The 23,714-nt window shown below is 63.3% G+C and carries 18 protein-coding genes, 1 tRNA gene and 5 pseudogenes; 13 read left to right on the top strand and 11 right to left on the bottom strand.

Annotated features, from left to right (window positions below):
- Positions 1–13 precede the first annotated feature (13 nt).
- Both zapE and AB5975_19805 read right to left on the bottom strand, forming a co-directional pair.
- On the bottom strand, positions 14–1,084 hold the full coding sequence (gene zapE, locus AB5975_19800) for a cell division protein ZapE (protein XDR18821.1): 1,071 nt from the start codon (positions 1,082–1,084) through the stop codon (positions 14–16).
- Between the two features lie 127 nt (positions 1,085–1,211).
- Entirely contained in the window at positions 1,212–1,454 is a 243-nt protein-coding gene (locus AB5975_19805) for a hypothetical protein (GenBank protein XDR18822.1), read from the bottom strand.
- Between the two features lie 259 nt (positions 1,455–1,713).
- Between AB5975_19805 and AB5975_19810 the strand changes: the two genes are divergently transcribed.
- Positions 1,714–1,788 (top strand) — tRNA-Gln (locus AB5975_19810).
- 150 nt (positions 1,789–1,938) lie between these two features.
- On the opposite strand, the gene AB5975_19815 is transcribed toward AB5975_19810, so the two are convergent.
- From AB5975_19815 to AB5975_19825, 3 genes and pseudogenes are all read right to left on the bottom strand, one after another.
- Positions 1,939–4,326, bottom strand: coding sequence for a response regulator (locus AB5975_19815; protein ID XDR18823.1), 2,388 nt, complete (start codon positions 4,324–4,326; stop codon positions 1,939–1,941).
- 13 nt (positions 4,327–4,339) lie between these two features.
- A complete protein-coding gene (locus AB5975_19820; protein XDR18824.1) occupies positions 4,340–4,801 on the bottom strand; it encodes a response regulator in 462 nt (153 codons plus the stop codon).
- A 15-nt stretch (positions 4,802–4,816) separates the two neighbouring features.
- Positions 4,817–7,062: pseudogene (locus AB5975_19825) on the bottom strand (ATP-binding protein).
- A gap of 267 nt (positions 7,063–7,329) precedes the next feature.
- Between AB5975_19825 and AB5975_19830 the strand changes: the two are divergent.
- From AB5975_19830 to AB5975_19860, 7 genes and pseudogenes are all read left to right on the top strand, one after another.
- Positions 7,330–7,857, top strand: coding sequence for a spore coat U domain-containing protein (locus AB5975_19830; protein XDR18825.1), 528 nt, complete (start codon positions 7,330–7,332; stop codon positions 7,855–7,857).
- 30 nt (positions 7,858–7,887) lie between these two features.
- A complete protein-coding gene (locus tag AB5975_19835; protein XDR18826.1) occupies positions 7,888–8,424 on the top strand; it encodes a spore coat U domain-containing protein in 537 nt (178 codons plus the stop codon).
- A gap of 18 nt (positions 8,425–8,442) precedes the next feature.
- Positions 8,443–8,976: a spore coat U domain-containing protein gene (locus AB5975_19840; protein XDR18827.1), complete on the top strand. Its 534-nt coding sequence runs from the start codon at positions 8,443–8,445 to the stop codon at positions 8,974–8,976.
- 3 nt (positions 8,977–8,979) lie between these two features.
- Positions 8,980–9,482, top strand: a pseudogene (locus AB5975_19845) (spore coat U domain-containing protein).
- A 40-nt stretch (positions 9,483–9,522) separates the two neighbouring features.
- Positions 9,523–10,299 carry a molecular chaperone gene (locus AB5975_19850; protein XDR18828.1) on the top strand — a complete coding sequence of 259 codons (777 nt, stop codon included), beginning with the start codon at positions 9,523–9,525 and terminating at the stop codon, positions 10,297–10,299.
- 108 nt (positions 10,300–10,407) lie between these two features.
- Positions 10,408–12,705 carry a fimbria/pilus outer membrane usher protein gene (locus AB5975_19855; protein ID XDR23001.1) on the top strand — a complete coding sequence of 766 codons (2,298 nt, stop codon included), beginning with the start codon at positions 10,408–10,410 and terminating at the stop codon, positions 12,703–12,705.
- Positions 12,702–13,673: a spore coat protein U domain-containing protein gene (locus AB5975_19860; GenBank protein XDR18829.1), complete on the top strand. Its 972-nt coding sequence runs from the start codon at positions 12,702–12,704 to the stop codon at positions 13,671–13,673. Before AB5975_19855 ends, AB5975_19860 begins: the two co-directional genes overlap by 4 nt.
- 66 nt (positions 13,674–13,739) lie before the next feature.
- On the opposite strand, the pseudogene AB5975_19865 reads toward AB5975_19860, so the two are convergent.
- Positions 13,740–14,886 (bottom strand): annotated as a pseudogene (locus tag AB5975_19865) (M14-type cytosolic carboxypeptidase).
- 271 nt (positions 14,887–15,157) lie between these two features.
- Between AB5975_19865 and AB5975_19870 the strand changes: the two are divergent.
- Together AB5975_19870 and AB5975_19875 are read left to right on the top strand one after the other, a co-directional pair.
- Positions 15,158–16,120, top strand: coding sequence for an ABC transporter substrate-binding protein (locus AB5975_19870; GenBank protein ID XDR18830.1), 963 nt, complete (start codon positions 15,158–15,160; stop codon positions 16,118–16,120).
- Between the two features lie 14 nt (positions 16,121–16,134).
- Positions 16,135–17,097, top strand: a complete 963-nt coding sequence (locus AB5975_19875; protein ID XDR18831.1) for an aliphatic sulfonate ABC transporter substrate-binding protein — start codon at positions 16,135–16,137, stop codon at positions 17,095–17,097.
- A gap of 22 nt (positions 17,098–17,119) precedes the next feature.
- On the opposite strand, the pseudogene AB5975_19880 reads toward AB5975_19875, so the two are convergent.
- The 4 genes and pseudogenes from AB5975_19880 to AB5975_19895 all read right to left on the bottom strand — a co-directional run bounded on the left by AB5975_19880 (position 17,120) and on the right by AB5975_19895 (position 20,307).
- Positions 17,120–17,892 (bottom strand): annotated as a pseudogene (locus AB5975_19880) (helix-turn-helix domain-containing protein).
- 36 nt (positions 17,893–17,928) lie between these two features.
- Entirely contained in the window at positions 17,929–19,161 is a 1,233-nt protein-coding gene (locus AB5975_19885; protein XDR18832.1) for an MFS transporter, read from the bottom strand.
- A gap of 140 nt (positions 19,162–19,301) precedes the next feature.
- The gene (locus AB5975_19890; protein XDR18833.1) at positions 19,302–19,532 is read right to left on the bottom strand and encodes a hypothetical protein; all 231 of its coding nucleotides are present in this window, start codon (positions 19,530–19,532) and stop codon (positions 19,302–19,304) included.
- Positions 19,525–20,307 (bottom strand): VacJ family lipoprotein, encoded by a 783-nt coding sequence (locus AB5975_19895; GenBank protein XDR18834.1) that lies wholly within the window; start codon positions 20,305–20,307, stop codon positions 19,525–19,527. Before AB5975_19895 ends, AB5975_19890 begins: the two co-directional genes overlap by 8 nt.
- A 167-nt stretch (positions 20,308–20,474) precedes the next feature.
- Between AB5975_19895 and AB5975_19900 the strand changes: the two genes are divergently transcribed.
- Complete coding sequence (locus tag AB5975_19900; protein XDR18835.1) at positions 20,475–21,182, top strand: response regulator; 708 nt, start codon at positions 20,475–20,477, stop codon at positions 21,180–21,182.
- Positions 21,179–22,534, top strand: coding sequence for an ATP-binding protein (locus AB5975_19905; GenBank protein XDR18836.1), 1,356 nt, complete (start codon positions 21,179–21,181; stop codon positions 22,532–22,534). Before AB5975_19900 ends, AB5975_19905 begins: the two co-directional genes overlap by 4 nt.
- Here the strand turns inward: AB5975_19905 and AB5975_19910 are convergent.
- Positions 22,535–22,955: pseudogene (locus AB5975_19910) on the bottom strand (DUF1348 family protein). It lies immediately after the preceding gene.
- Between the two features lie 241 nt (positions 22,956–23,196).
- Between AB5975_19910 and AB5975_19915 the strand changes: the two are divergent.
- Positions 23,197–23,670 (top strand): sn-glycerol-3-phosphate transporter, encoded by a 474-nt coding sequence (locus AB5975_19915; GenBank protein ID XDR18837.1) that lies wholly within the window; start codon positions 23,197–23,199, stop codon positions 23,668–23,670.
- Positions 23,671–23,714: the final 44 nt, after the last annotated feature.

Below are 23,714 nucleotides of genomic sequence, written 5' to 3' on the forward strand. Positions count from 1 at the left end.
AGGCGATGCAGTTTCAAGGGGCTATCTGGTGCAATTGCCCCAAGCGGCTGCGGGTACGCATCAGGTCGGCAAGCGGCCCGCCCAGGCTTTCTTCCAGTGGCCGTTTACCTATCACCACCACCTGCCGATCCTGGTCATACAACACATCCACCAGGTTGACGAAACGCTGCTGAGCCGCCAGCGAGCACTCCGCCAGGTCACCCAGCCCGTCGATGATCCATTCATCGTATTGCGCCGCCAGCACCAGGTAGTCAATGACCGCCGTGGCCTTCTCGCACAAGTCATCGAAGCCAAGCACCACCCGCCGGCCATCGATGGCCAGCGCACGCAGCGGGCGCTTGTTCACTTCCAGCATCACCAGCTGTTCGTTCGGCACGTTCAGCGCCTGGCGCTGCGCTGCATTCCCCGGCCAGACATAATGGCCCTGGGTAAAACGTTGATGCTCACGGTTGGCCGGCAAGCTGCGAAAGTCGGTGTCGCCGTCCACTTCGAGCACTTGCATCGAGCTGTTGATCAGGCGGATTACCGGGAGGAAGCGCTCGTGGTACAGCGGGTTGGGCAACAACCCTTCGGGCGCGTAGTTGGACGTCACCAGCAGGAACACGCCGCGTGCGAACAGGGCGTTGAACAGGCGTGTCAGCAGCATGGCATCGCCGATGTCATGCACGTGGAATTCGTCGAAGCACAGCACCTGGCAGCCACCCACCAGCTCGTCGAGGGTTGCGCCCAGCGCATCGTCCAGCGCCCGGTGGTGGTGCATGCCTCGGTGGAGGCGAGCAAAGAAGTCATGAAAATGCAGGCGGCGCTTGGCCTCGACCGGTACCACCTGGAAGAAACCGTCCAGCAGCCAGCTCTTGCCGCGTCCCACCGACCCGTAGAGGTACAGGCTGCGTGGCTGCCCTTGTTCGAGCAGTGCCAGTTGTTCGGCCATGCAGTGGATCACCCGTCGCTGGCCGTCACTAAGCTGATAACCCCGGCTTCGGGCTTTGTCCTCGAACCAATCGAGCAGTTCGCTCTCGTTGGCGGCAGTGCCGCGCAGGCGCTGGCCAAGCTGGCGCAATGGGGCAGGGATCCAGGCAGACAAAAGCAACGCTCCTTGGGCGATGGCGGGTCAGCGTGCAGCTTGCCCGAGGGCGGCCATTTTGACTAATACAGAAAGTGACCGGCAATGATCACTTCATGCGATACGTCTGGCCGCGCACCTGCATTGCCTAGGCTTTGCGCTCCAGCTGGCGCTCGATCATGTACTTCACCGCCAGGCGGCGCTCCTTGAGGTGGCGCAGGTCTTCGTCAACGAAGTTGCCGGCCGAGATCGACTCGGCAGCCAGCACCTGGTTGTCGATGTCCATGTACTCGTCCAGCAGGCGGTCCAGCGCCTTGTCCTGCTGGCGGCGTTGCTGGACGATTTCGCGCGGGTAGTGCAGGTCCTGGTAGAGGTCGTGGGAGACAGGCATGAGGTCCTCCTTGGTCGATGCAGTGGGCTCATCTGATTGGAAGGAAGGAATGCGATTCTGTTGAAGCGAAGCGGGAGGAAAGCGACGGATGGTCGATGGGCCAACACCGAAATGACTAACCCGCTGTTTTTTAGCAATTTTTTTTCATCAGGGGGTTCACAGACCGAAAATTTGTTGTTAAAGTGCCGCGCATTCCAAGACAACAACCCAGTTGTCACTCAGTTGGAATTGTCAGAGCAGCAAACACTGCATCCGATACAGGGGCGTCGCCAAGCGGTAAGGCAGCAGGTTTTGATCCTGCCATGCGTTGGTTCGAATCCAGCCGCCCCTGCCATTTTCCAGTTTCAAACGTCTATAACCCGGTGCTTCGAAAGATGAGTGCTGGGTTTTGTCGTTTCCGTATTTAATTTCGTAATGCGATGCCTGTAGAAGCGGCCTTGTGTCGCGATGGGCCGCTCCTGCACGGGTTTTGCGTCGTCTCAGGTTACCCGGCAATGCCCAGCATTTCGTTCAGTACCCTGGCCAGTTCATCGGCCTGCACCGGCTTCTGAATCACCAGGCTGCCCGGCAGCTCCAGCCCCTGCAGCTCGGCATACCCAGTAAGGAACACCACGGGCAGGCGCGGGTACCGCTCACGCGCCGCCAGCGCCAGTTGCGCACCGTTGAACTCGGGCATGGCGAAATCCGTCAGCAGCAGGTCGATCTCGTCATCCAGCAATGCCAATGCTTGCTCGCCGCTGTGCGCCTGGCGCACCTGATAGCCGTACTGGCGCAATACATCGCCAAGCATGTCGCGCACCAGGTGGTCATCGTCCACCAGCAGCACCGTGCGGTTACGGCCGCTCTCGCTGCTCGACTGGCTGAGCACCGCTGCGGCAGGTTCGTCCACCACTTCCTCCTTTACTGCGGGCAGGTACACCGCCACCTCGGTGCCGCGCCCCGGTGTGGTATCGATGCGCACGCCACCCCCGGACTGCTTGGCGAAGCCGAACACCTGGGCCAGGCCCAGGCCCGAACCTTTGCCGATGTCCTTGGTGGTGAAGAACGGCTCGAACACCTTGGCCAACACGTCGTCGCTCATGCCGCAGCCGGTATCGCGGATGCTCAGCATCACGTACTCGCCGGGGTCCGGGTCTTCTGGGCGATGCGGGCGCCCGTTGATACGGGTGTTACGGGTGGTAAGGGTCAGCTGTCCACCCTCGGGCATGGCATCGCGGGCATTGATCGCCAGGTTGAGGATGATCATCTCGGTCTGGGTCGGGTCGGTCATTGCCTGCCACAGGGCCTGGTCCAGGTCCAGGCGCACCGAGACGTTGCCACCCAGGGTACGGCGCAGCAGCTCTTCCAGGCCGGCCAAGGTGCGGTTTAGGTTAAGCGCTACCGGCTCCAGACGCTGGCGACGGGAGAAAGCCAGCAACTGCGAGGTCAGCTTGGCGCCACGCTCGCCCGCTTCGCGGATATGCGTGAGGCGTGTGCGGGCCTTGTCCAGGTCGGCCTTGGCCAGGTCACGCTCAAGAAAGCTTGCACCGGTGAGGATCACCGTGAGCAAGTTGTTGAAGTCATGGGCCACGCCTGCGGTCAGTTGGCCAACCGCCTCCAGCCTCTGCATCTGTTGCAAGGCAGCCTCGATGCGCTCGCGTTCGTTGATCTGCTCGCGCAGGCGGGCGTTGGCTTCAGCCAGGCCCAGGGCGGCTTCACGTTCGCTGGTGATGTCGCGTGCCACCACGTACAGCAGGGTGTCTTCCGGCACCACCACCCACGACAGCCAGCGCTGCTGGCCGCCGGCATGCAGGATGCGGCCGACAAAGCGGGCGCTGGTGCGGCCATGGGCGAGGGCGGCCAGTTCGGTGAGTAGCAGTTCCTGATCGGGCTCGGGCAGCAGGTGCAGCAGGGACGACTGGCTCAGGCGCTCGCGGGAGAAACCCAGGCTGGCCTCCCACGCGGGGTTCAGCGCGACCGGGGTCAGGTCCTTGTTCAGTACGGCCAGCAAGTCTTGCGACAGCTCCCAGGCGCGATCGCGTTCGCGCGTGCGTCGCTCGACCCGTTCACCGAGCATCTCGTTCAGCTGGCGCAGTGCCTGGGTGGCCAGGCGTTGCGTGTGGATGTCCTGCAGCACACCGGAAAAACGCACGCATTGGCCGTCGACGAACTGGCTCTGGCCACTGCTGAGCAACCAGCGCGGCTCCTGGCCATCGACTGGCGCGATACGAAACTCTACCCGGTACTGGCCACCGCTTTCGGGGCGCATGGCATATTCCACCGCGTCACGCACCATTGCCAGGTCATCGGGGTATATGCCACCGAGGAACACCTCAAGGCTCATTTCGGTGCTGGTAGGCAGGCCGAACAACGTCTTGCAGCGGTCATCCCAAACCAGCAGGCCTTCCTGCGGGCGCAGGTCCCAAGTGCCCATGCCGGCAGCGTCGATGGCGATCCGAGCACGCGCCTCAACGTCGGCCAATGCTTCTTCGGCGCGGCGCCGGCGCTGGCGCTCCTGTACTTCGGTCAGCGCCCTGCGCACGGCCTTGGGCAGCAGTGGCAGGTTTTTTTTCAGCACATAGTCGGTGGCGCCCAGGCGGATCATTTCCACCGCGTGTTCTTCGCCGTAAATACCGGACAGGAAGATGAACGGGATGTCCGGTGCCAGGCGCTGGGCGATGGCCAGCACCTCGGTGCCGGACGAGCCTGGCAGCACACAGTCGCACAGGATCAGGTCGTAGTGGGCTTCGCGCAGGGCATGTTCGACGCCCGCATGGTCGAACACCAGCTGTGATTGCACTTGCAACCCGCTGCGTTCCAGGCGCAACAGGGTAAGCTCGGCATCCATCGAGCTGTCTTCGACCATCAGTAGTTTCAACGGCGTTTGTTGCATCGTTGCGGCGGCCTCAGTTACTACCGCGACGGTTTAGCCGCAGTGAGCCGGGTGGTGGTTCGTTGAGCACGGCCCAGAATACCCCGAGGTCCGAGATGGCGGCGACGAATTCCTTGAATTCCACTGGCTTGACCACATAGGCGTTCACCCCCAGCTCATAGGCGCGCAGCAGGTCGGGTTCTTCGCGCGAGGAGGTCAACATCACGGTGGGTATGCTGCGCAGTTCGGCGGTGGCGCGCACAGCCTTGAGCACTTCCAGGCCATCGACCTTGGGCAGTTTCAGGTCCAGTAACAGCACGGCAGGGTTGCCGTCATCGCGCTCGGCATAGGCGTTGCGGCGCAGCAGGTAGTCGAGCGCGTCGGCACCGTCGCGCAGCACGATGACCTCGTTGGCCAATTGGCTGCGCTCCAGGGCCAGCAGGGTCAGTTCCAGGTCCCGGGGGTTGTCTTCGACCAGCAGGATGGGCTTGAGCATGATGGTAGCGATGCCTCAGGTAGCAGTGTTTCGGGGTAGGGTGAAGTGGAAGCTGGCGCCTTGCTCGATCTGGCCAGTGGCCCAGACCCGGCCATCATGGCGCTCGATGATACGGCGCACGCTCGCCAGGCCAATCCCTGTGCCTTCGAAGTCTTCCATGCGGTGCAGGCGCTGGAATACGCCGAACAGCTTGTTGGCATAGGCCATGTCGAAGCCCACGCCATTGTCGCGGATGCAGACCTCGGTTTCGCCAGGGTGCTGTACGGCACTGATCCCGATGCGGGCAGGGTTACGCCCGCGCGTGTACTTGATGGCATTGGCGATAAGGTTGTGCAATGCCATGTTGATGAACGCCGGGTCGCCGATCACCTTGGGCAGCGGGGCGATGTCCCAAACGATTGCGCGGCCTTCGTAATCTGGGGTCAATTCGCTGCGAATGGCCTCGACCAGTGCGTTGAGGTCGACGTCGGACAAGCGCAAGGCCGAGCGGCCCATCTGCGAGAAGTTGAGCAGGTTGTCGACCAGGCTGCCGGCAAAGTGCGCCGCTTCGCCGATGTGCTGCAAAAAGCGTTTGCCGCGCTCGCTCAGGTCTTGGCCTTCGATTTCGCCAAGCAGCTCGGTATAGCCGGCGATGTGCCGTAGGGGCGCGCGCAAGTCATGGGAAACACTGTAGGAGAACGCCTCGAGCTCTTTGTTCGAGCGGCGCAACTCGCCCGCCAGTTGCGCCAGCTCTTCGGCCTTGCGCAGGACGATGCCCAGCACCGCGGTGCGCAGTTCCATCACGCCCTCGATCACCAGCGGGTCCCAGGGCTCGCAATAGCCGCGCAGTTCTTCCTGCCAGCGTTCAAAACTGTGTCGTGGGTGGAGGTTGCCCTGTGGCCCCACCTGCTTGGTCGGCTGGCCGGCCCAGTTTACCGTACGCACTTGCTCGGGGCGGAACCACAGCAGGTAGTGCGAGTGGATTTGCGAGATGGCCACCGCCAGCACACCACCGGCATGGGTTGCCAGTTCGGGCAGGTCTGTGATGTCGCGGCGCAGGTTGTCACTTTGGAACACGCTGTCTTCGCCACGCTGGCCAAGCCAGTGCACCAGCGCGGTCACCTGGGCTTCGGGTGGGGTCTGGCCGATCAGGTCACAGCGTTCGGCCGAGATTACCGCCGCACCTTGGGCACCGGCAAAGGCCAACAAAACCTGGGGCAGTTCGCGCAGGCCGTCGCTGACGCTGTCGTGGTCAGCCATGGACGAGATCATGCGCACGATGTGTTGACGCAGTGCCAGCAACTTGCGCGTGCTGGCATGGGCCTCGCGGGACTCGATCTGCAACGACAGCACGCTGGCCAGCAACTCGCAGGCTGTGCGGGTACGCAAGTCCACCGGGCGTGGCTGATGGTGGTGGCACGACACCAGCCCCCACAGCTCGCCATCGACCACGATCGACAGCGACATCGAGGCCAGCGTGCCCATGTTGCGCATGTACTGCAGGTGTATCGGCGACACGCTGCGCAGTGCAGCGAAGCTCATGTCCAGTGCCTTGCCGGTGCGAGGGTTGGCGGCCGGTAACAGGGGGAGGACTGATAGTTGGCATCCTCGATCACGCGGATGCGGTTGATCCGGTACAGCTCGCGCGCCTGGCGCGGGATGTCCGCGGCCGGGAAACACAGGCCCAGATAGCTGGGGTAGCCAGGGTCGGCCACCTCCGCCAGCACCTGACCGTTGCCATCGGCATCGAACCGGTACGCCTTGACCCGCCCAAAGCCGGTGATGCGTTTGAGCTGCACCACCGTTTGTTGCAGCAGATCCTCAAGGCTTGTGGCCAGTTGCAGGCTACCGACGAAGTTGCGCACCAATGGGTAGTAGTCGCCTTGCCCGGCCAGCTCCGGTGGCAGGCGCGGGGGTTCGAACTCGGCAATCAGTACTTCGTCGTGACAGTGGGCCAGCAAGTGCAGCGGCTCACTGTGGGGCGCGCCTTGGCGCAAGCGCACGTCGCCGATGTGAAAGGGGAAAATTTCATCTTCGGGCAGCCGTGCGAGGTGCGCGTGCAGGTCGAAACCGTCGCTGACCAGATTGGCGAAGGGGCAACCGATCAGTTCCTGGGCCGGCAAGCCCAGCCAGTGCTCGACGTTTTCACTGGCCTGCAGCACGCGCAGGTCGGTGGCGTCCAGTACCAGCAGAAAGCCATGAGGCTGGATGCTGCTCGGCACGTGGATCGGTTCTTGGGCACAGCGCTCCATGGCGTCTGCCAGCGTGTTGTCTGCAGTCATCGATGAAAGCGCTCCTGTCATGTCCGTCCATGTATGGCATAGGTGCCTGGGGCAGGATGAGACTGGTTCACCCTAACAGAAACCCGGCACATTTACCGGCTCTCGCCATTGGAGGCACGCCGGTGCGCTGGGGTTCTGTGCCGTTCAGGCTTTTTTTGAAGGGGCGCTATCGCTTTATCGCTAATACAAAAAAATGGCTTGATGCCACCACGGTTGCGCTGCCTCGCTGCTACGCTCAAACCAAGACGTTTCGACAAGGATAACAAGGTGACGGAGCGCTATCTGGCCGCGCTGTTGGGCCTGTTGTTCAGCGGCAGTACCGTGGCAGCGGATTTTCTCGTGGAAGTGCGGGTATTGGTGCAGCGTGGCTGCATGCTGGTCAACCAGACACGCGACGCGGGAGCCCAAGCCCTGGGGAGGATCGACCTGGGTGTGTCGGCACGCCTCGATGGCCCTGGCGCGCCCTTGAGCGGGGTACTGCTGAGCCAGCGCCCACCGCGACTTGAGTGCAACCCTGGCACCCCCTACCAGGTACGCGTCGATGGCGGCCAGCATGGTGGCGTCGGCGAATTGCGCTACCTGGCCAGCAGCGACCGCGCGGCCCGGCCCATTCCTTATCGCTTGTACCGCGATGCTGCCTGGCGCGAGCCTCTGGCGGTGGGGGTGGCCCAGTCGGCGCGGGTGCCGGACAGTGGCTCGGTTGAGCTGCCTCTGTACGCACGTATCGACAAACTGGCCTGGGTACCGAATGCAGGGCTGTATGCCGACCTGCTCAAAGTCACAGTCACCTGGTAGGGACGCCACCATGCACAAGGACGCCATGCCATGAACCGCACTTCGATCCTGTTGCTTACCCTCGGCCCGCTGCTGGTACCTGGTGGTGAGGCGCATGGCAGCACCACAGGTTTCATCCAGGCGCGGCTGGTGATCAGCGCGGCCTGCCAGATCAGCAGCAACGAGACACAACCGGCCGTGCTGGGCAACCCGGGGGTGCTGGATTTTGGCGAGCGCGGCCCGAACTGGGACCAGCCACTGCGCAGCCGGGTGGACGAAGTGGGCGGCGAGGGTAGCCTGCAGATCAGTTGCACGCCCGAAGTCCGGGCTTTCAATGTGCGCATCAATGGTGGCCTGAATGGCGACGACGGTATACGGCGTCTGAGCAATGGCCGTGAACTGATCCCTTATCAGCTGGCAGTCGACCCTGGCGGCAACAGCCGCTACGGCATCGGCCAGGCGCGCGCCTTCACCATTCGCAGCAACCAGCAAGTGCCGATTCCCATCTACGGCGTGGTAGTGGCGCAGCCGCGCGCGCTGCCCGCCGGGCTTTACCGCGACACCCTCAGAGTGACCCTGGACTGGTAACCACGCAAGGAGACTCCGATGCGAACGAACCTTTCATGCTGCATGCTCGCAGGCCTTGGCCTGGCACTGGCTTCCCAGGCCCAGGCCGCCACGGTGACCGGGAACATCACCTCGACGCTGACCCTGATTGCCGCGTGCCAGGTCAACGGCAGTTCGGGCACTTCGGGGTTGAACTTCGGCGCTCTGAACTTTGGCACTCAGGATGCCCTGTTCACCACTGCCAATGCCCAGGTGCTGGGTGGTGGGGGCGGTGCCATGAGCATCCTGTGCTCGGCGGGTACGGTGCCTGCCATCAAAGTGCGCGCAGGGCTACATGACGGCCAGTCGAGCGGTGGCACGCGTGCGCTCGCCGATGGCGCTGGCAACTTCGTGCCGTACGACCTCTATACCGACTCCGGCCGTACGACGTTGCTGGCCATTGACGGCACCATCACCCTGCCAACCAGTACTGGCGCGGCCCAGACCGTCAACCTTTACGGCAAGGCCGTGGGCAAGGCGGGCCTGCCCGCAGGGGTCTACAGCGACACGATTTCGGTCGAGCTGTCGTTCTGAACCATGCGCGGTTGGCTGGCAAGTGGCCTGAGCGGAATCGGCATGCTGTTGGCGGCCCCGCTGGGGGCGGTGACCACCAGTACATTCACGGTGACGGCGCAGATTGTCGCCGGTTGCCTGGTGGTGGGGGTGTCACCAGCTACGGCACGCTCGATTATGGCTCGCAGTCCGCGCTGTCCACGGGCTTGCTCAGCACGTCGTTGGGTGGCTCTACCGTGACCTTCCAGTGCACGCCAGGCGTGGCCATGAGCATGAGCCTGGATGGTGGGCAGAACAGTGCCAGCGGCACACGCAACCTGAAACGATCGAACGGCACGCAAGTGCTGGCCTACCAGTTGTACCGGGACGCGGCCTACAGCCAGAGCCTGGGAATCGGCCAGAGCGTGGCCGTGAGCTATGCCGACCCGACGGCGATCAAGCTGCCGGTGTACGGGCGGGTTCAGCTGACCGGCACGCTGCCGGCAGGGACCTACACCGATGTGGTGCAAGTGACGGTGACCTGGTGAACACCAGCGCCACCAACGACAAGTGTCTAAGGAGAGCTGCATGCGGGTAGGCGCGAAGTGGGCGCGAGGATTGATCGGGTTGTGGTGGCTGGCAAGCTTGCCAGCCGGGGCGGCCACCTCGGTGTTGATCTGGCCGATCGACCCGGTGCTGGAGGCCGACCAGAAGGCGGGCGCCCTGTGGCTGGAAAACCGCGGTACTGCGCCGGCCAACTTGCAGGTGCGGGTATTCGCCTGGCGCCAGGGTGATTACCAGGAACAGTTCCAGGCGCAGCGTGAAATCATCGGCAGCCCGCCGGTCGCCAACATTGCCCCAGGGCAGAAGCAGCTGATTCGCCTGACCCGTACGGGCTCATCACCCGCCGGCCAGGAGCAGGCCTACCGCATCATCATCGACGAGATCCCGCCCGCCATCCCGGTCGATAAAGCCGACCCCGGCGCTACCGCGGCCATTCGTTTGCAAATGCGTTATTCGGTGCCGCTGTTCGTCTATGGCGAAGGGCTGTGGGGCAAGGCCGACCCTGACGGCAAGCGCAATGCCGAGGGTGTGGGCAAGCCGCAGCTCAGCTGGCGCCCGGTTACCGTGCAGGGCAAGCCTTACGTTGAACTGCGCAACACTGGCCCCGTGCATGCGCGCTTGACCGATGTAGTGGTGCAGCAAGGCAGCCAGAGCAAACCACTGGCCGAGGGGCTGCTGGGCTATGTGCTGCCGGGCGCCAGCATGCGCTGGCCTGCTCCCGAGGCGTCCAGCAGCGGTAGCGTGCTCAAGGGCAGGGTCAATGGGCAGGGTACGGCGGACGCTATTCGCCAAGGCCAATGAGCCAGCAAATGAATGCAGTGCAGGGGTCAGGGAGTACCCGGCAATGGTCGGAAACCGTGTGTGAAAAAGCTTTCGGCGACGACTCGCCGTTGGTGCCTGGGGCTGGTCATGGTCAGCCCAGGGCTGGCGTTGGCCGACGACCTGCCCCCACCGCCCACGGAGATGTCCGCCATCGCCGAAGCCACCCTGTACCTCGACCTGGTGGTGAACCAGATGCCCAGGGCTGAACTGGTCCCGGTGCAGCAGCGGGCCGGGCAGCTGTACCTGGACAGCGACATCTTGCGGTCAGCCGGTATTTCGTTGCCTGGCAGCCCCCAGGGCGAGGTGGCCCTGGAAAGCATCGCGGGGTTGCATGCCGACTACGACAGCCAGAACCAGCGCCTGCTGCTGCAGGTGCCGCCGGCCTGGTTGCCAGACCAGCAAGTGGGTGACCGCAACCTGTACCCGGCCAGTGATGCGCGCAGCAGTTTCGGCGCTTTGTTCAACTACGACCTGTACCTCAATGACACCGATGAAGGCGGCACCTACCTGGCCGCCTGGAACGAGCTGCGCCTGTTTGACAGCTGGGGCACTTTCTCCAGTACCGGGCAGTGGCGCCAGTCATTCAACGGCGCACAGGCGGATGATACGCGCCAAGGCTTCATGCGTTATGACACTACTTGGCGCTTCACTGACGAGCAGCGTCTGCTGTCCTATGAAGCCGGTGACTTCGTGACTGGCGCTTTGCCCTGGAGCAGCTCGGTGCGGGTGGGCGGCGTGCAGCTGTCGCGTGACTTCGCTGCGCGCCCCGACCTGGTCACTTACCCGTTACCGGCGTTCGCAGGCGAAGCGGCGGTGCCGACGTCGCTCGACCTGTTCATAAACGGTTTCAAGTCCAGCACTACCGAGCTGCAGCCAGGCCCGTACACCCTGACCAACGTGCCGTTCATCAACGGCGCCGGGGAGGCGGTGGTGGTCACCACCGATGCGCTTGGCCGGCAGGTGTCGACGACCTTGCCGTTCTATGTCACCAGCAGCCTGCTGCAGAAGGGCCTGACGGACTACTCGGTGGCCGCCGGCAGCCTGCGCCGTGATTACGGCGTGCGCGATTTCAGCTATGGGCCGGGTGTGGCCTCGGGCAGCCTGCGCTATGGGCTCAGTGACTTCTTCACCCTCGAAACCCACGCCGAAACTGCCGAGTCGCTGATGCTGGGCGGGCTGGGTGGCAACATGCGGCTGGGCAACTTCGGCGTGCTCAATGCCGCCCTGGCGCAAAGCCAGTTCGATGGCGAGAAGGGCCACCAGGTCGCCCTTGGGTACCAGTACAACAGCCAGCGCATCGGCTTCAGTTACCAGCGCCTGCAACGCCATGGTGACTATGCCGACCTGACCCGGGTCGACCTTCCGGACATGCAGTTGAGCAAGCGCAGCGAACAGGTCACCCTCAGCCTGAACCTGAACGAGTACGGCAGCATTGGCGCCGGCTACTTCGATGTACGCGCCGGTGACGGCACGCGTACCCGGCTGATCAACCTGAGCTACAGCAAGCCGCTGTGGGGCAGCAGCAGCGTGTACTTGTCGGCCAACCGCGAAGTGGGTGACAGCCAGTGGGCGGTGCAGGCGCAGTTGGTGATTCCGTTCGACTTGCACGGCACCCTGGCGCTGGGCATGGAGCGAAGTAAAGAAGGCGAGACACTGCAGCGGGTCAACTACAGCCACGCGGTGCCAGCGGGTGTCGGCGTTGGTTACAACCTGGGCTATGCCGCAGGCAGCGACCGGGATGCCTATCGCCAGGCCGACGTCACTTGGCGCCTGCAATCGGTGCAGTTGCAGGCGGGTGTGTATGGCAGTAGCGGTGAAATGACCCGTTGGGCTGACGCCAGTGGTTCTCTGGTGTGGATGGATGCCGGGGTGTTCGCAGCCAACCGCATCGATGATGCCTTCGTAGTTGTCAGTACCGCGGGCTACGCCGATGTGCCGGTGCGCTACGAAAACCAGGACGTTGGCCGCACCGATGCCAAGGGGCACTTGCTGGTGCCGTACAGCAGCGGTTACTACCGTGGCAAGTACGAAATCGACCCCATGGACCTGCCGCCGGATGTGCTGGCGTCAGACGTGGAGCAGCGTGTGGCGGTAAGACGGGGCAGCGGTTACTTGCTGGAGTTCCCGCTCAAGCGGGTCATGGCGGCCAGCGTCGAGCTGGTGGATGGCGACCAGCAGGTGCTCAAATTGGGTAGCCGTGTGACCCACACAGAAAGTGGCGGCCAGGCGGTGGTGGGTTGGGACGGGTTGGTGTACCTGGAGAACTTGTCGCCGCATAACCGCTTGCAGGTGGAAATTGAAGGCGGCGGGCATTGCGAGGTGGCATTCGACCTGCCTGAGTCACAAGGCTCGGTGCCCTTGATTGGCCCGCTGGTGTGCCGATGAATGCCTGGGTGCGTGGTCTGTGGGCGAGCGTACTGCTGTTGCCGACGGGTACGGCCTGGGCGGTTTGTTCGTCGGTAGCCACGTTGCCGGCGGCGTTTGGCAGCCTCAATTCAACGCAGGTTCGCACCACGGTACAGACGGCTTCCACCCTTAACTCCGGTTTGCAGTGCACCGGCTCGCTACTCACCTTGCTCAGCAGCAATGATCATTTCTACGCAACCATCACGCCCGCCTCGGGCGGGCTGGTCGGCCCGACAGGCGATGTCATCTCTTACACATTGTATGCCGACAACAGCACCAACTACCCGATCACCCGCGGTCTGGCCTACGACTTCGCTCGCAACGGTATCATCGACCTGCTAGGGCTGCTCGGCGGCACCACGCCCAAAGCGGTGCCTATCTACATGCGTACCCAGATTGGCAGCAATGTCGCGGCAGGGGTGTACCAAGAGAACCTGACCGTGGCCTGGAGCTGGAACTATTGTTCGGGGATTGGCGCGTTAGGGATATGCCTTGGGCGTGACATCGGTTCAGGTAGCCAGACCTTGAACGTGAGCCTGACGGTGACCAACGACTGCCAGATCACCACCCCCAACATCAGCTTCGCCAGTGCGCCGGTGGTGGCAGGGTTCGGCACTGTGAGCCAGGGTATAAACGTGTCGTGCACCAAGGGCAGCAGCTACACGGTGGGGCTGGATGACGGGCAGAACGTGTCCGCTGGGCGGCGGCGGATGAAGTCGGCGGCCAACAACTACCTGGCCTATGACATTTTCAAAAGTGCTGGGACGGTGCGCTGGGGCGCGACCGGGGCTGCCAGGCGCTCCAGCACCGATGCCGACGTCAACCCCGGTGTGGGGACTGGTACGGGTAGCCAGGTGTTCAACTACAACGCCAAGGTCTATACCGACCAGGCGACACCGCCTGCAGCGACCTATACCGACAGTGTGATACTGGATGTGCAGTTCTGATGCAGCTCTGACGGAGCCTGATGCCTGCCGCTGACACGGCCCCTGTAGGGCCGCGTCAGCCTTGGCTCAGCGCAAATCGCCCACCATTTTTGCCAGGGTCTCCAGCACCGCCCCGGCCAGGGCCTTCGAGCGTGCCCCCGACCAGCCGGTTACCGCATCGGGCGCGTCGTCATGGTCCTTGAATGGCATCTCCAGCGTTAGCGACAGGCAGTCATGTGCCATGCCCACGGCATTGCAGGCCAGCGTCGTATTCGCCTGGCCAGGCTCGTCGCGGGTATAGCCGTGCACGGTCTGAAAGTCGCGGGTCACACTGCACAAGGTATTGCGAAACTGCGCTTCGAGTTTTTCCAGTCGCGGGGTGTAGCCTGGGTTGCCCTCGCACGCGGCGGTGAACACGTGCGGAATCTCTTCGTCACCATGCACGTCGATGAACGCGTCCACGCCGTACTGCTTCATCTGCGCCTGAGCAAAGAACACCTCTGGGCTCAGTTCGATGCTGGCGTCCTGCCAGGCGCGGTTGAGGTCCTTGCCCTTGAAGTTGGTACGCAGGTGGCCGAGGAAGGCGCCGTCGGGGTTCATGTTGGGGATCAGGTAAAGGTCAGCCTTGGCCAGCAATTGCTTAACCACTGCATCGTTGGCCTGCAGGCGGTCGATCACGCCTTCCATGAACCATTCGGCCATGTGCTCGCCTGGGTGTTGCTGGGCAATCAGCCAGAGCTTGCGCTTGCCATCTGCACCGTCACCGGCGCGCAGCAGCGGGATATCGCGGCCTTGGACACTGCGGCCGCTGGCCAGCAACTCGACCCCCGGCAGTTGCCGTGCACGTTCGATCAGCTGGTTGTGTCGGGCGCGAGAAGGGCTCGAAGTAGGCGAACCAGATATGTTCCTGTTCAGCCTTTACCTCGAACGACAGCGCCGTACCGTCGAACCGGCTGGGCACGCGGAACCAGCTCTGCTGGTCGTAGCTGGCCACCGCGTTGTAGCCGCTCCACGCGTTCTTGTACGAGGAGCCAGACGCGTTGTCGAGGCTGAAGCGATGCACCTGCCCCGGGGTGAGCCCGCTGACCTTGAAATGGAACCATTGGTAGTGGCCGCTGTGGGTGTCCGGGCGGATGGCCAGGTGTACCTGGGCCGGGTTGCTGGCATCCAGCACCTGGATGTTGCCGGAATCGAAGTCGCAGTCGATCTGCAGGGGGGACAGCGTCACGGTCATGTGCCGGGCTCCTTTGCGGGTATTGTTGTAAGGGTACTGTACACGGCTTGGCAGGGTTGTTGCGTCTGTTTGCATGACATGGCGGTATCGGAATGTGACGGGACAAGTTCGTGCGCGCTTTTGTCGGGCAGGCTGTGATCGAGCTGCCGCGGCCAGCGTTGGTCAGATAAGTATCTATATTTTTTGCATATTAGCTTAGCTCTAAAATTAATTTCATTTATCTGGTTTGGCCCGTTACATTCAGCGTTCTCTTACCTGCAAGGAACTGCGGATGTCCATTCGATCTCGCCTGCTGCTGTTCGCAGCCGCTACGCTGCTGACCACCCAGGCTTTCGCCAGCGAACGCCTGACCCTGCGCATCGGCGACCAGAAAGGAAACATGCGTGCCCAGCTGGAGGCGGCCGATGCCTTGCGCGACTTGCCTTACGATATCCGTTGGGCCGAATTCCCCGCAGCCGCCCCCCTGGCCGAGGCACTGAACGCCGGGGCGATCGATGCCGGCATCATCGGTGACGCACCATTGCTGTTCGTGCTGGCCTCCGGGGCGCCGGTCAAGGCCATTGCCGTGGACAAGTCCGACCCCTACGGCACAGCGCTGCTGGTGCGCCCCGATGCAGCCTTGCAAAGCGCCGCCGAGCTCAAGGGCAAGCGCATCGCCACCGGCCGCGGCTCGATTGGCCATCACCTGGCGCTGAAGGCACTGGATCAGGTCGGCCTTAGCGAAAAAGACGTGGAGTTCCGCTTTCTCGGCCCGGTCGACGCCAAGGTCGCCCTGGCCAACGGCTCGGTGGATGCCTGGTCGACCTGGGAGCCTTACACCGCTCTGGCCGAGCTGAGCGGCCAGGGCAGGGTGCTGGTCAACGGCCGTGGGCTGTCCAGTGGCAACAGTTTCCTGGCCGCTACCGACAAGGCGCTGGACGACCCGGCTCGGCACGCTGCACTGCAGGACTACCTGGCCCGCCTGGCGGGTGCCCAGGTGTGGGCCTACCAACACCTGGACAGCTACTCGAAAACCCTGGCGGCGATCATTGGTTTCCCGGAGGGCGCCGCGCGGCTGCAGTTTGAACGCCGTCAGTTGCACTGGCAGGTCATCGACGCCAAGACCATCAGTGAACAACAGGAAACCGCCGACTTCTACCACGCCCACGGCCTTATGAATCAGCGCCTGGACGTCGGCCCGACCTTCGCCACTGGCTTTACCGTGCCCGCCACTGACTCACTGGCCCAACATTGACCTGGAGACACCCCATGCTGCACCGCAAACGCCTGCGCCACCTGGCCCTGGGCCTGCTGCTCGGTGGCCTGCTGCCGTCGCTTGCCAGCGCCGAGCAGACCCTGCGCATCGGTTACCAGAAATCCTCCACCCTGCTGACGTTGCTCAAGGCACGCGGCACGCTGGAGCAGCGCCTGCAAGCCGAAGGCATTCGCGTCAGCTGGCACGAGTTCCCCAGTGGTTTGCCGTTGCTGGAGGCACTGAACCTGGGCAATGTCGACCTGTCGGCGGACGTGGCCGATACAGTGCCGGTGTTCACCCAGGCAGCCGGCGCCAAGCTCACCTATTTTGCCCGTGAGGCACCGTCCCCTTCGGCCCAGGCCATCCTGGTTCCGGCCGACTCGCCGCTCAGGACACTGGCCGATCTCAAGGGCAAGCGCGTGGCGGTGACCAAGGCGGCGGGTAGCCACTACCTGTTGATCCAGGCCCTGGCCAAGGCCGGCTTGAGTTTCAAGGACATCACCCCGGCGTACCTGATCCCTGCCGATGGCCGCGCGGCCTTCGAGAATGGCAAGGTTGATGCCTGGGTCACCTGGGACCCTTACGTGGCCAGTGCCCAGCGTCAGCAGAATGCACGCATTCTGGCCGATGGCAGCGAGCTGGCGAGTTACCAGCGTTACTATCTGGCCGGCAGCGACTACGCCACGGCGCACCCTGAAGTGCTTCAGCAGGTGTATCAGGCGCTGCGCGAGATCGGTACCTGGACCAAGGCCAACCCTGCCGCGGCGGCCCGGGTGCTGGGACCGTTGTGGGGCAACCTGGACAGCGTCACGGTGCAGCAGGCCAATGGCCGGCGCAGCTATGACGTGCAGCCGGTGCAACTGGACAACCTGGGTGAGCAGCAGCGTATTGCCGATGCCTTCTACCGTGAAGGGCTGCTGCCCAAACCGGTGGATGCGCGGGCGGTGACTGTGTTCGAGCCCCAGGCTGTTGACTGAGGATGGCTTTATAGCCTGCAGGCTATTTGAAGAACTGGCTCGGCGTGGTGCCGAACTGGCGCTTGAACATGCTGGCGAAGGCACTGGGGCTGTCATACCCCAGTGCGCCCGCCACATCGATGATCCGCTCGCCCAGGGCAATCCGTTCCAGCGCCTGCATCAGTCGCGCCTGTTGGCGCCACTGGCCGAAGGTCATGCCGGTTTCCTTGCGGAATAACCGTTGGATGGTCTTTTCGTCCACCCCCAGATACAGGCCCCAGTCGGCTACGGTGGCATTATCGTCGGGCCGTTCATGCAACGCCGAGCAGATCACCCGCAAGCGTTTGTCGCTGGGCTGCGACAGCTTCAGCGGCAAGGTGGGCAGTACGCAGATCTCGTCGAGGATCAGCCGCATCACCCGGGCTTCTCGCGAGTCCTCGGCAAACGGCGCGGTAAAGCCCACCGAGGCCTTGATCAGCTCACTGAGCAGCGGCGAAATGCTGATGGCCTTGCTCTGCAGGGGCAGGCCCGCCGCCGCGTCGGTGCGCACGAACACGCTGCGCATTTTCACATCACCGACACAGCGGATGGCGTGCACCTGGCCGCAAGGCATCCATACACCGCGGCTGGGCGGCACAGTCCAGCATTCGTTGCCCGGACGACGATCATCAGGCCTTTGATGGCATAGATCAGTTGATGCTTGGCATGGTGATGGGGCTCGATGAACCAGTCGCTCGGGTAGTCCGTCGCGCGGCTACCCACTTCCCAGGTCCACCCATCGACCTCCACCAGCAATTCACGCTGCGGCTTTACCATCGTGTCCTCGTCTAGATGCAGCCTGGCAGCGCCACTTTAGCAGCAACGGCTGGGCCGGGCTTGTGAGCGGGTAGCCGGCAGCAGCGCGGTGGCCAGCCCCAGCAGCGGCAGGAAGGCGATGGCCTGGTACACCCACTCGATGCCATACCGGTCGGCCAGCTCGCCGAGGCCGGCGGCACCGATACCGCTGATGCCGAACATCAGCCCGAACATCACTCCCGAGACCATGCCGACCCGGCCTGGCACTGCCTCCTGGGCATACACCACCAGCGCTGCGAAAGCCGAGGACATCACCAGGCCGATGGCCACTGCCAGTACCGCTGTCCAGGCCAGGTTGGCATGGGGCAGGGCAAGTGCGAAGGGCGCCACGCCGAGGAACGAGACCCAGATCACTGCCTTGCGCCCGATACGGTCACCCACCGGGCCGCCGGCAAAGGTGCCCAGCGCCACGGCTGCGAGGAACACGAACAGGTACAGCTGGCTGTGTTGCACGCTCAGGCCGAAATGCTCGATGAGGTAGAAGGTGAAGAAGTTGGTGAACGAAGCGATGTAGACGAACTTGGCGAACATCAGCACGGCGATCACCACCACCGCGCGCCACATGGCGTTGCGCGACAACCCGGGCGCCTGCTGGCTGGCGAAGGTCTTGAGCCGGGCCTGGCCGTGACGCACGCTCCAGCCGGTCACCCGCAGCAGCACCATTACCGCCAGCGCGGCTGCGAGCATGAACCAGGCAATGGCTGGCTGGCCGTGCGGAATGACGACGGCGGCGGTGAGCAGCGGGCCGAGGGCCGAGCCGGTATTGCCGCCGACCTGAAAGGCGGATTGCGCGGTGCCGAAGCGCCCGCCGGAGGCCATCCTGGCCACCCTCGAGGCTTCGGGGTGGAAGGTCGCCGAGCCCACGCCGACCACGGCGGCCGCCACCAGCAGCATTTCATAGCTGCCGGCAAAGGCGAGCAGGGCGATGCCCACCAGTGTCACCAACATGCCGGCCGGCAGCAGGTAGGGTTGTGGGTGCTTGTCGGTGAACATGCCGACCCAAGGTTGCAGCAGCGAGGCGGTCACCTGGTAGATCAAGGCGATCCAGCCGATCTGGGCGAAGCTCAGCGTGAAATCGCTTTTCAGCATCGGGTAGATCGACGGCAGTACGGCCTGGATCAAGTCGTTGAGCAAGTGGGCGAATGCGGCGGCACCGACGATACGGACCGCGAAGCCCTGAGGCTGGTCGGCAGGCGTGGCGGTGGCCATGGAGGCGGTAGAGGTTGTCATGGGCAAGGTTCTTCTGTGGCAAGGGAGCAAGGCATTGCCGCCGCAGGTTAGCCAGTGCCTGGGTTGCCTGTCTCACGCCGAACAGGCAGCCACTGCCGCGTTTCGGGCATCTGTGCGGCATCCGTGCCCGTGAGGCCTTTTTACCGTTCGTGCCTTGCCATCCAGCGCAGCAACGCAGCGATCGGTACGCTGCGGTGAGCCTCGTGCCGGTAGGGCTCACCCTCGGCGGTATAGCGTTCGCGATAGCGGCTGAGGACCAGATTGCGGCCATCGGCAGACACCCGGGCCTCCAGTTCGTGCAGCAACAGCGGTTGCCGGGCGGCACCCTCCAGGCGCCGGAACAGCAGCATGGCGGCGTGGGCATCATTCATGGCCGGGTACCTGCGGGCACTTGGCTTGCCACGTACCAGGTTCGCCTGCCTTGCCTTGCGCCACCAGGTTACTGCGCTGTTGCGCGGTGTAATCGCGCATTGCCAGGTAGTAATCGGGCCAGGTGTGCAGCAAGTCGGTCACCGGTAGCGCGGCAGCGCGGCCGTCCACGACGTGCCCGGCAGTGGCCACGGTAGTGAGTGTATCGACTGTATCGCTGTGATCGCCGAACGGGTCCACCGCCATGCTCAAGACCGTGCCGGTGGCGTCACGCAGATTGTGCGAGCCCAGCAGCGGCAGCTCGACGATGGGGCCATTGCCGATGCCCCAAACGCCGAAGGTCTGGCCGAAGTCCGAGCGGTGTTGGCTCAGCCCCATCTTGCCGGACACATCGACCAACCCCGCCACACCGAGCGTGGTGTTGAAGATGAAGCGGGTAAGGCTGGTCATTGCCCGTTCGCCATTGCCTTGCAGCAGGTCGTTGGCGAACACCTTGGGCTCCCCGAAGTTACTGGCGAAGTTGTGCACGCCCTGCTGGGCAAAATCTGGCAGCGCAGAGTAGCCCCGGGCGACAGGGGTCAGCAGGTAGTCATCGACCGTGCGATTGAAGGCAAACACCACGCGGTTTGCGGGCTCCGCCGGGTCACTGACCTGATAGGCAACAGGGCCGCAGGCCATGCTGGCCGGGGCGCGCTGGCTGCAGCCTGCGGCCATGAGCAGCGACAATGCCAGCGCGCCAGAGCGCGCGGAGCGGGAGGTGGAGGATGAACGGGACATAGGTGCATTCCTGGCAAGAACTGGCGGCGATGCTGCCCGGTTTTTCTTGCCTGGGAATGTCTGGATTGTCTCTGCTCGGACACATTGTTACAGGGTTGAAATATATGACGGCCGCGTGGCGATGGCCGTAAAGTACCGCTTGGTTACTTTGTTTGCGGTGCTTTTTTGTGAGCCATTTGCTGATAGTCGACGATGATGTCGAGGTGCTCGACCTGTTACAGAAGTTTCTTCGCCAGCATGGCTACGAGGTAGATGTGGCCTGTGATGGCAATGCGCTCTGGCAGGCGCTTGAGCGGCGCGTGCCGGACCTGGTCATCCTCGATGTGATGTTGCCTGGTGACAGTGGCCTGGTGCTGTGCCAGCGGCTGCTGGCCGATTACAAGGTGGCGGTGATCATGCTGACCGCCATGGGTGAGCTGAGTGACCGGGTGGTGGGCCTGGAGCTGGGGGCGGACGACTACCTGACCAAACCGTTTGCCGCCCGTGAACTGCTGGCACGGGTGAGGGCAGTGCTGCGCAGGGCCGGCGAGGGGGCGGGAGGTGCAACCAGCCATGCCTCGGCCCTCGAATTTGCCGGCTGGCAACTGGATGTGGTGCGGCGCGAACTGCGCTCGCCGGAAAACGTCATGATTCCCTTGTCCAACGGTGAATTCGAGCTGTTGCTGGTGTTTGCCGAACATCCGCGCCGGGTGCTCAGCCGCCAGCAGTTGCTGGACCTGGCCCGTGGCGAAGCCTACGACGCCTATGACCGCAGCGTTGACGTGCAAGTGAGCCGGTTGCGCCGCAAGCTTGAAACCGACAGCGGCAATGAGCCGTTGATCCGCACCCTGCGCAACGTCGGCTACCTGTTCACACCCGTGGTCGCCAGGCGATGAGCCTGTTCGCCCGGCTGCGCCAGGCTGTGCCGCAGCCAAGAATCACCATTGCCCGCTGGATTGCCCTGACCACCTTGACGGCGATGTTGTTCCTGCTGCTACTCAAGATGCTGTTCAGCCTGCTGCTGAGCGTGTGGGCGCAACCGCCACTGCTGGAGAGTGGCGTGATCGAGAAAGTAGCAGCGGTGACTCGCATCCTCGATGCCGCGCCCGCAGCGCAGCGCAGCAATATTGCCGGCGCGGCGGGCGACGGTTCTTACTCCGTGCGCTGGCTGCAACGCCATGACGAAGCGGGCGTCCCGGTGTTGGTCGATGCCGAGTTCCGCGAGGGCACGCCTATTCTGCGCGCCTTGCTCAAGCGGCCGGATGCCAGGGTTGAGGCATTCGAGCCTTCCGACATGCCGGAATACGCCCCTGAGCGTGGCTATGCCCTGATGGTCGAGTTGAGCGACAAGTCCTGGGTGCTGTTTCGCGCTACTAGCCGAAGTTGGGGCCTGGATGAACTGCCGCGCAACCTGATCATCCTCGGCTTGATGCTGGCGTCCAGTTTTGCCGTCGCGTTCTTGGCAACGCGCTTTCTGGCCAAACCCCTGGAGCGCTTTACCGAAGGGGCGCGCAGGTTTGGCAAGGACTTCAACGCCCCACCCATCCCGGTGGTCGGCCCGCACGACCTGCGCCAGGCCATTCTGGCGTTCAATGCCACCCAGGCGCAGCTCAGGCATTACCTCAACGACCGTACCCAGATGCTGGCGGCCATCTCTCACGACCTGCGTGCACCGCTGACGCGCATGCGTTTGCGTGCCGAGTTCATCGAGGATGCCCAACTGCAGGCCAAGTTGTTCAAGGACGTCGATGAAATGCAGGCAATGGTCGACGCCGCATTGGCGTTCTTCCGTGATGATGCTCGGCTGGAGCCCACCACGGCATTCGACCTAGGCGAACTGCTGTTGACCGTGGTGGATGATTTCAAGGATGCGGGCGTAGAAGTTGGCCTCAGCGGGCCACGCCGCTGCGTGTACACCGGCAGGCCGGTGGGTATCAAACGGGTGCTGGTCAACCTGATCGACAATGCCGCGAAGTACGGGTGCGAGCCAACGGTGATGTTGATGGTAACCGCCAGGCAGATAGAAATAACCGTGCAGGATCGCGGACCGGGCATCGCGCCTGAACTGCATGAGCAGGTATTCGCGCCGTTTTACCGGATCGAAGGCTCACGCAACCGCGACACTGGCGGTGTGGGGCTGGGCCTGCCCGCCGCACGGGCCATCGTGCTGGAGCAAGGCGGCAGCCTGACATTGAGCAACCGCCCCGATGGCGGTCTGCAAGCCAAGGTCACACTGCCGCTGGGGTGATCAGAGGCCCAGTTCGCTCAGCCCGGGTGGTCATCCGGCGCCGCCCCAAAGGCCAGTGGAACTTGCGCTCGGCTTCGCTGATGGGGTGCTCGTTGATGCTCGAATGGCGGTTGCACATCAGGCCGTCGTCGGCAAACTCCCAGTTTTCGTTGCCATACGCGCGGAACCACTGGCCGCTATCGTCGTGGTACTCGTAGGCATAGCGCACGGCAATGCGGTTGCCGGTGAATGCCCACAGTTCCTTGATCAGGCGGTATTCCAGTTCATGGTTCCACTTGCGGGTCAGAAACGCCTCGACCTCGGCACGGCCACGGGGGAACTCGACGCGATTACGCCAGACCGTGTCGGGGGTGTAGGCGAGCGCGACCTTGGCTGGGTCGCGGCCATTCCAGCCATCTTCGGCAAGGCGAACCTTTTCGATGGCACTTTCCTGGGTGAAGGGGGGAACGGGGGGCGGGGCATCAGGGTAACTCCCAAGGGTTGAAGGGGCACGTAGGAGCGTAGTGGTTCAACGCCGTGGCGAGAATGCCTGGGCTGGGGACTTCATAATTTCGCCAGGTGCAACGGTGATTTAGGTGCACAGCTCTTTCCCGAAGCCATTGCATTGGCGTGATGGTTTGGGCTTGGCTAGGGTCTTTGGATTGACCCATGAGGCGTTGAACATGAACAGGACGTCATTTGCAGCGGTAGGGCTGCTGATCATGAGTCTGGCTGCAAACGCCGAGGATGGCGAGCGTGAAGGAGATTACTGGTACGTGCAGACCAGCGCCTACACCAAGCACTGGAGCCATGACCCGGATCACAACAACCACCAGGAGCTGGTCGGCATCGAACGAGTCTATACGGATGGTTTGCTGTGGGGCGCGGCAACGTTCAAGAACTCGTTCTACCAGCGTTCGTACTATGCCTACCTGGGCAAGGTCTGGGAAAACGACCGTTATCCCGTGTACGTGAAGTTGAGCGGGGGGCTGATAGAAGGCTACAAGGGTGAGTACGACGACAAGATCCCGTTGAACCATTTTGGTATTGCGCCGGTGATCATTCCGTCGTTTGGCGTGCACTGGGGGCCGCTGGGGGCGGAATTCGTGGTGCTGGGGGCAGCGGCGGGGATGGTCAATGTGGGGGTGCGCTTTTGACTGGCCAGCCACTGCCAGCAACTGGTCAGCGCAAAACCCACAGG

This window comes from Pseudomonas putida (assembly GCA_041071465.1).
GTDB classification, from domain to species: domain Bacteria; phylum Pseudomonadota; class Gammaproteobacteria; order Pseudomonadales; family Pseudomonadaceae; genus Aquipseudomonas; species Aquipseudomonas putida_P.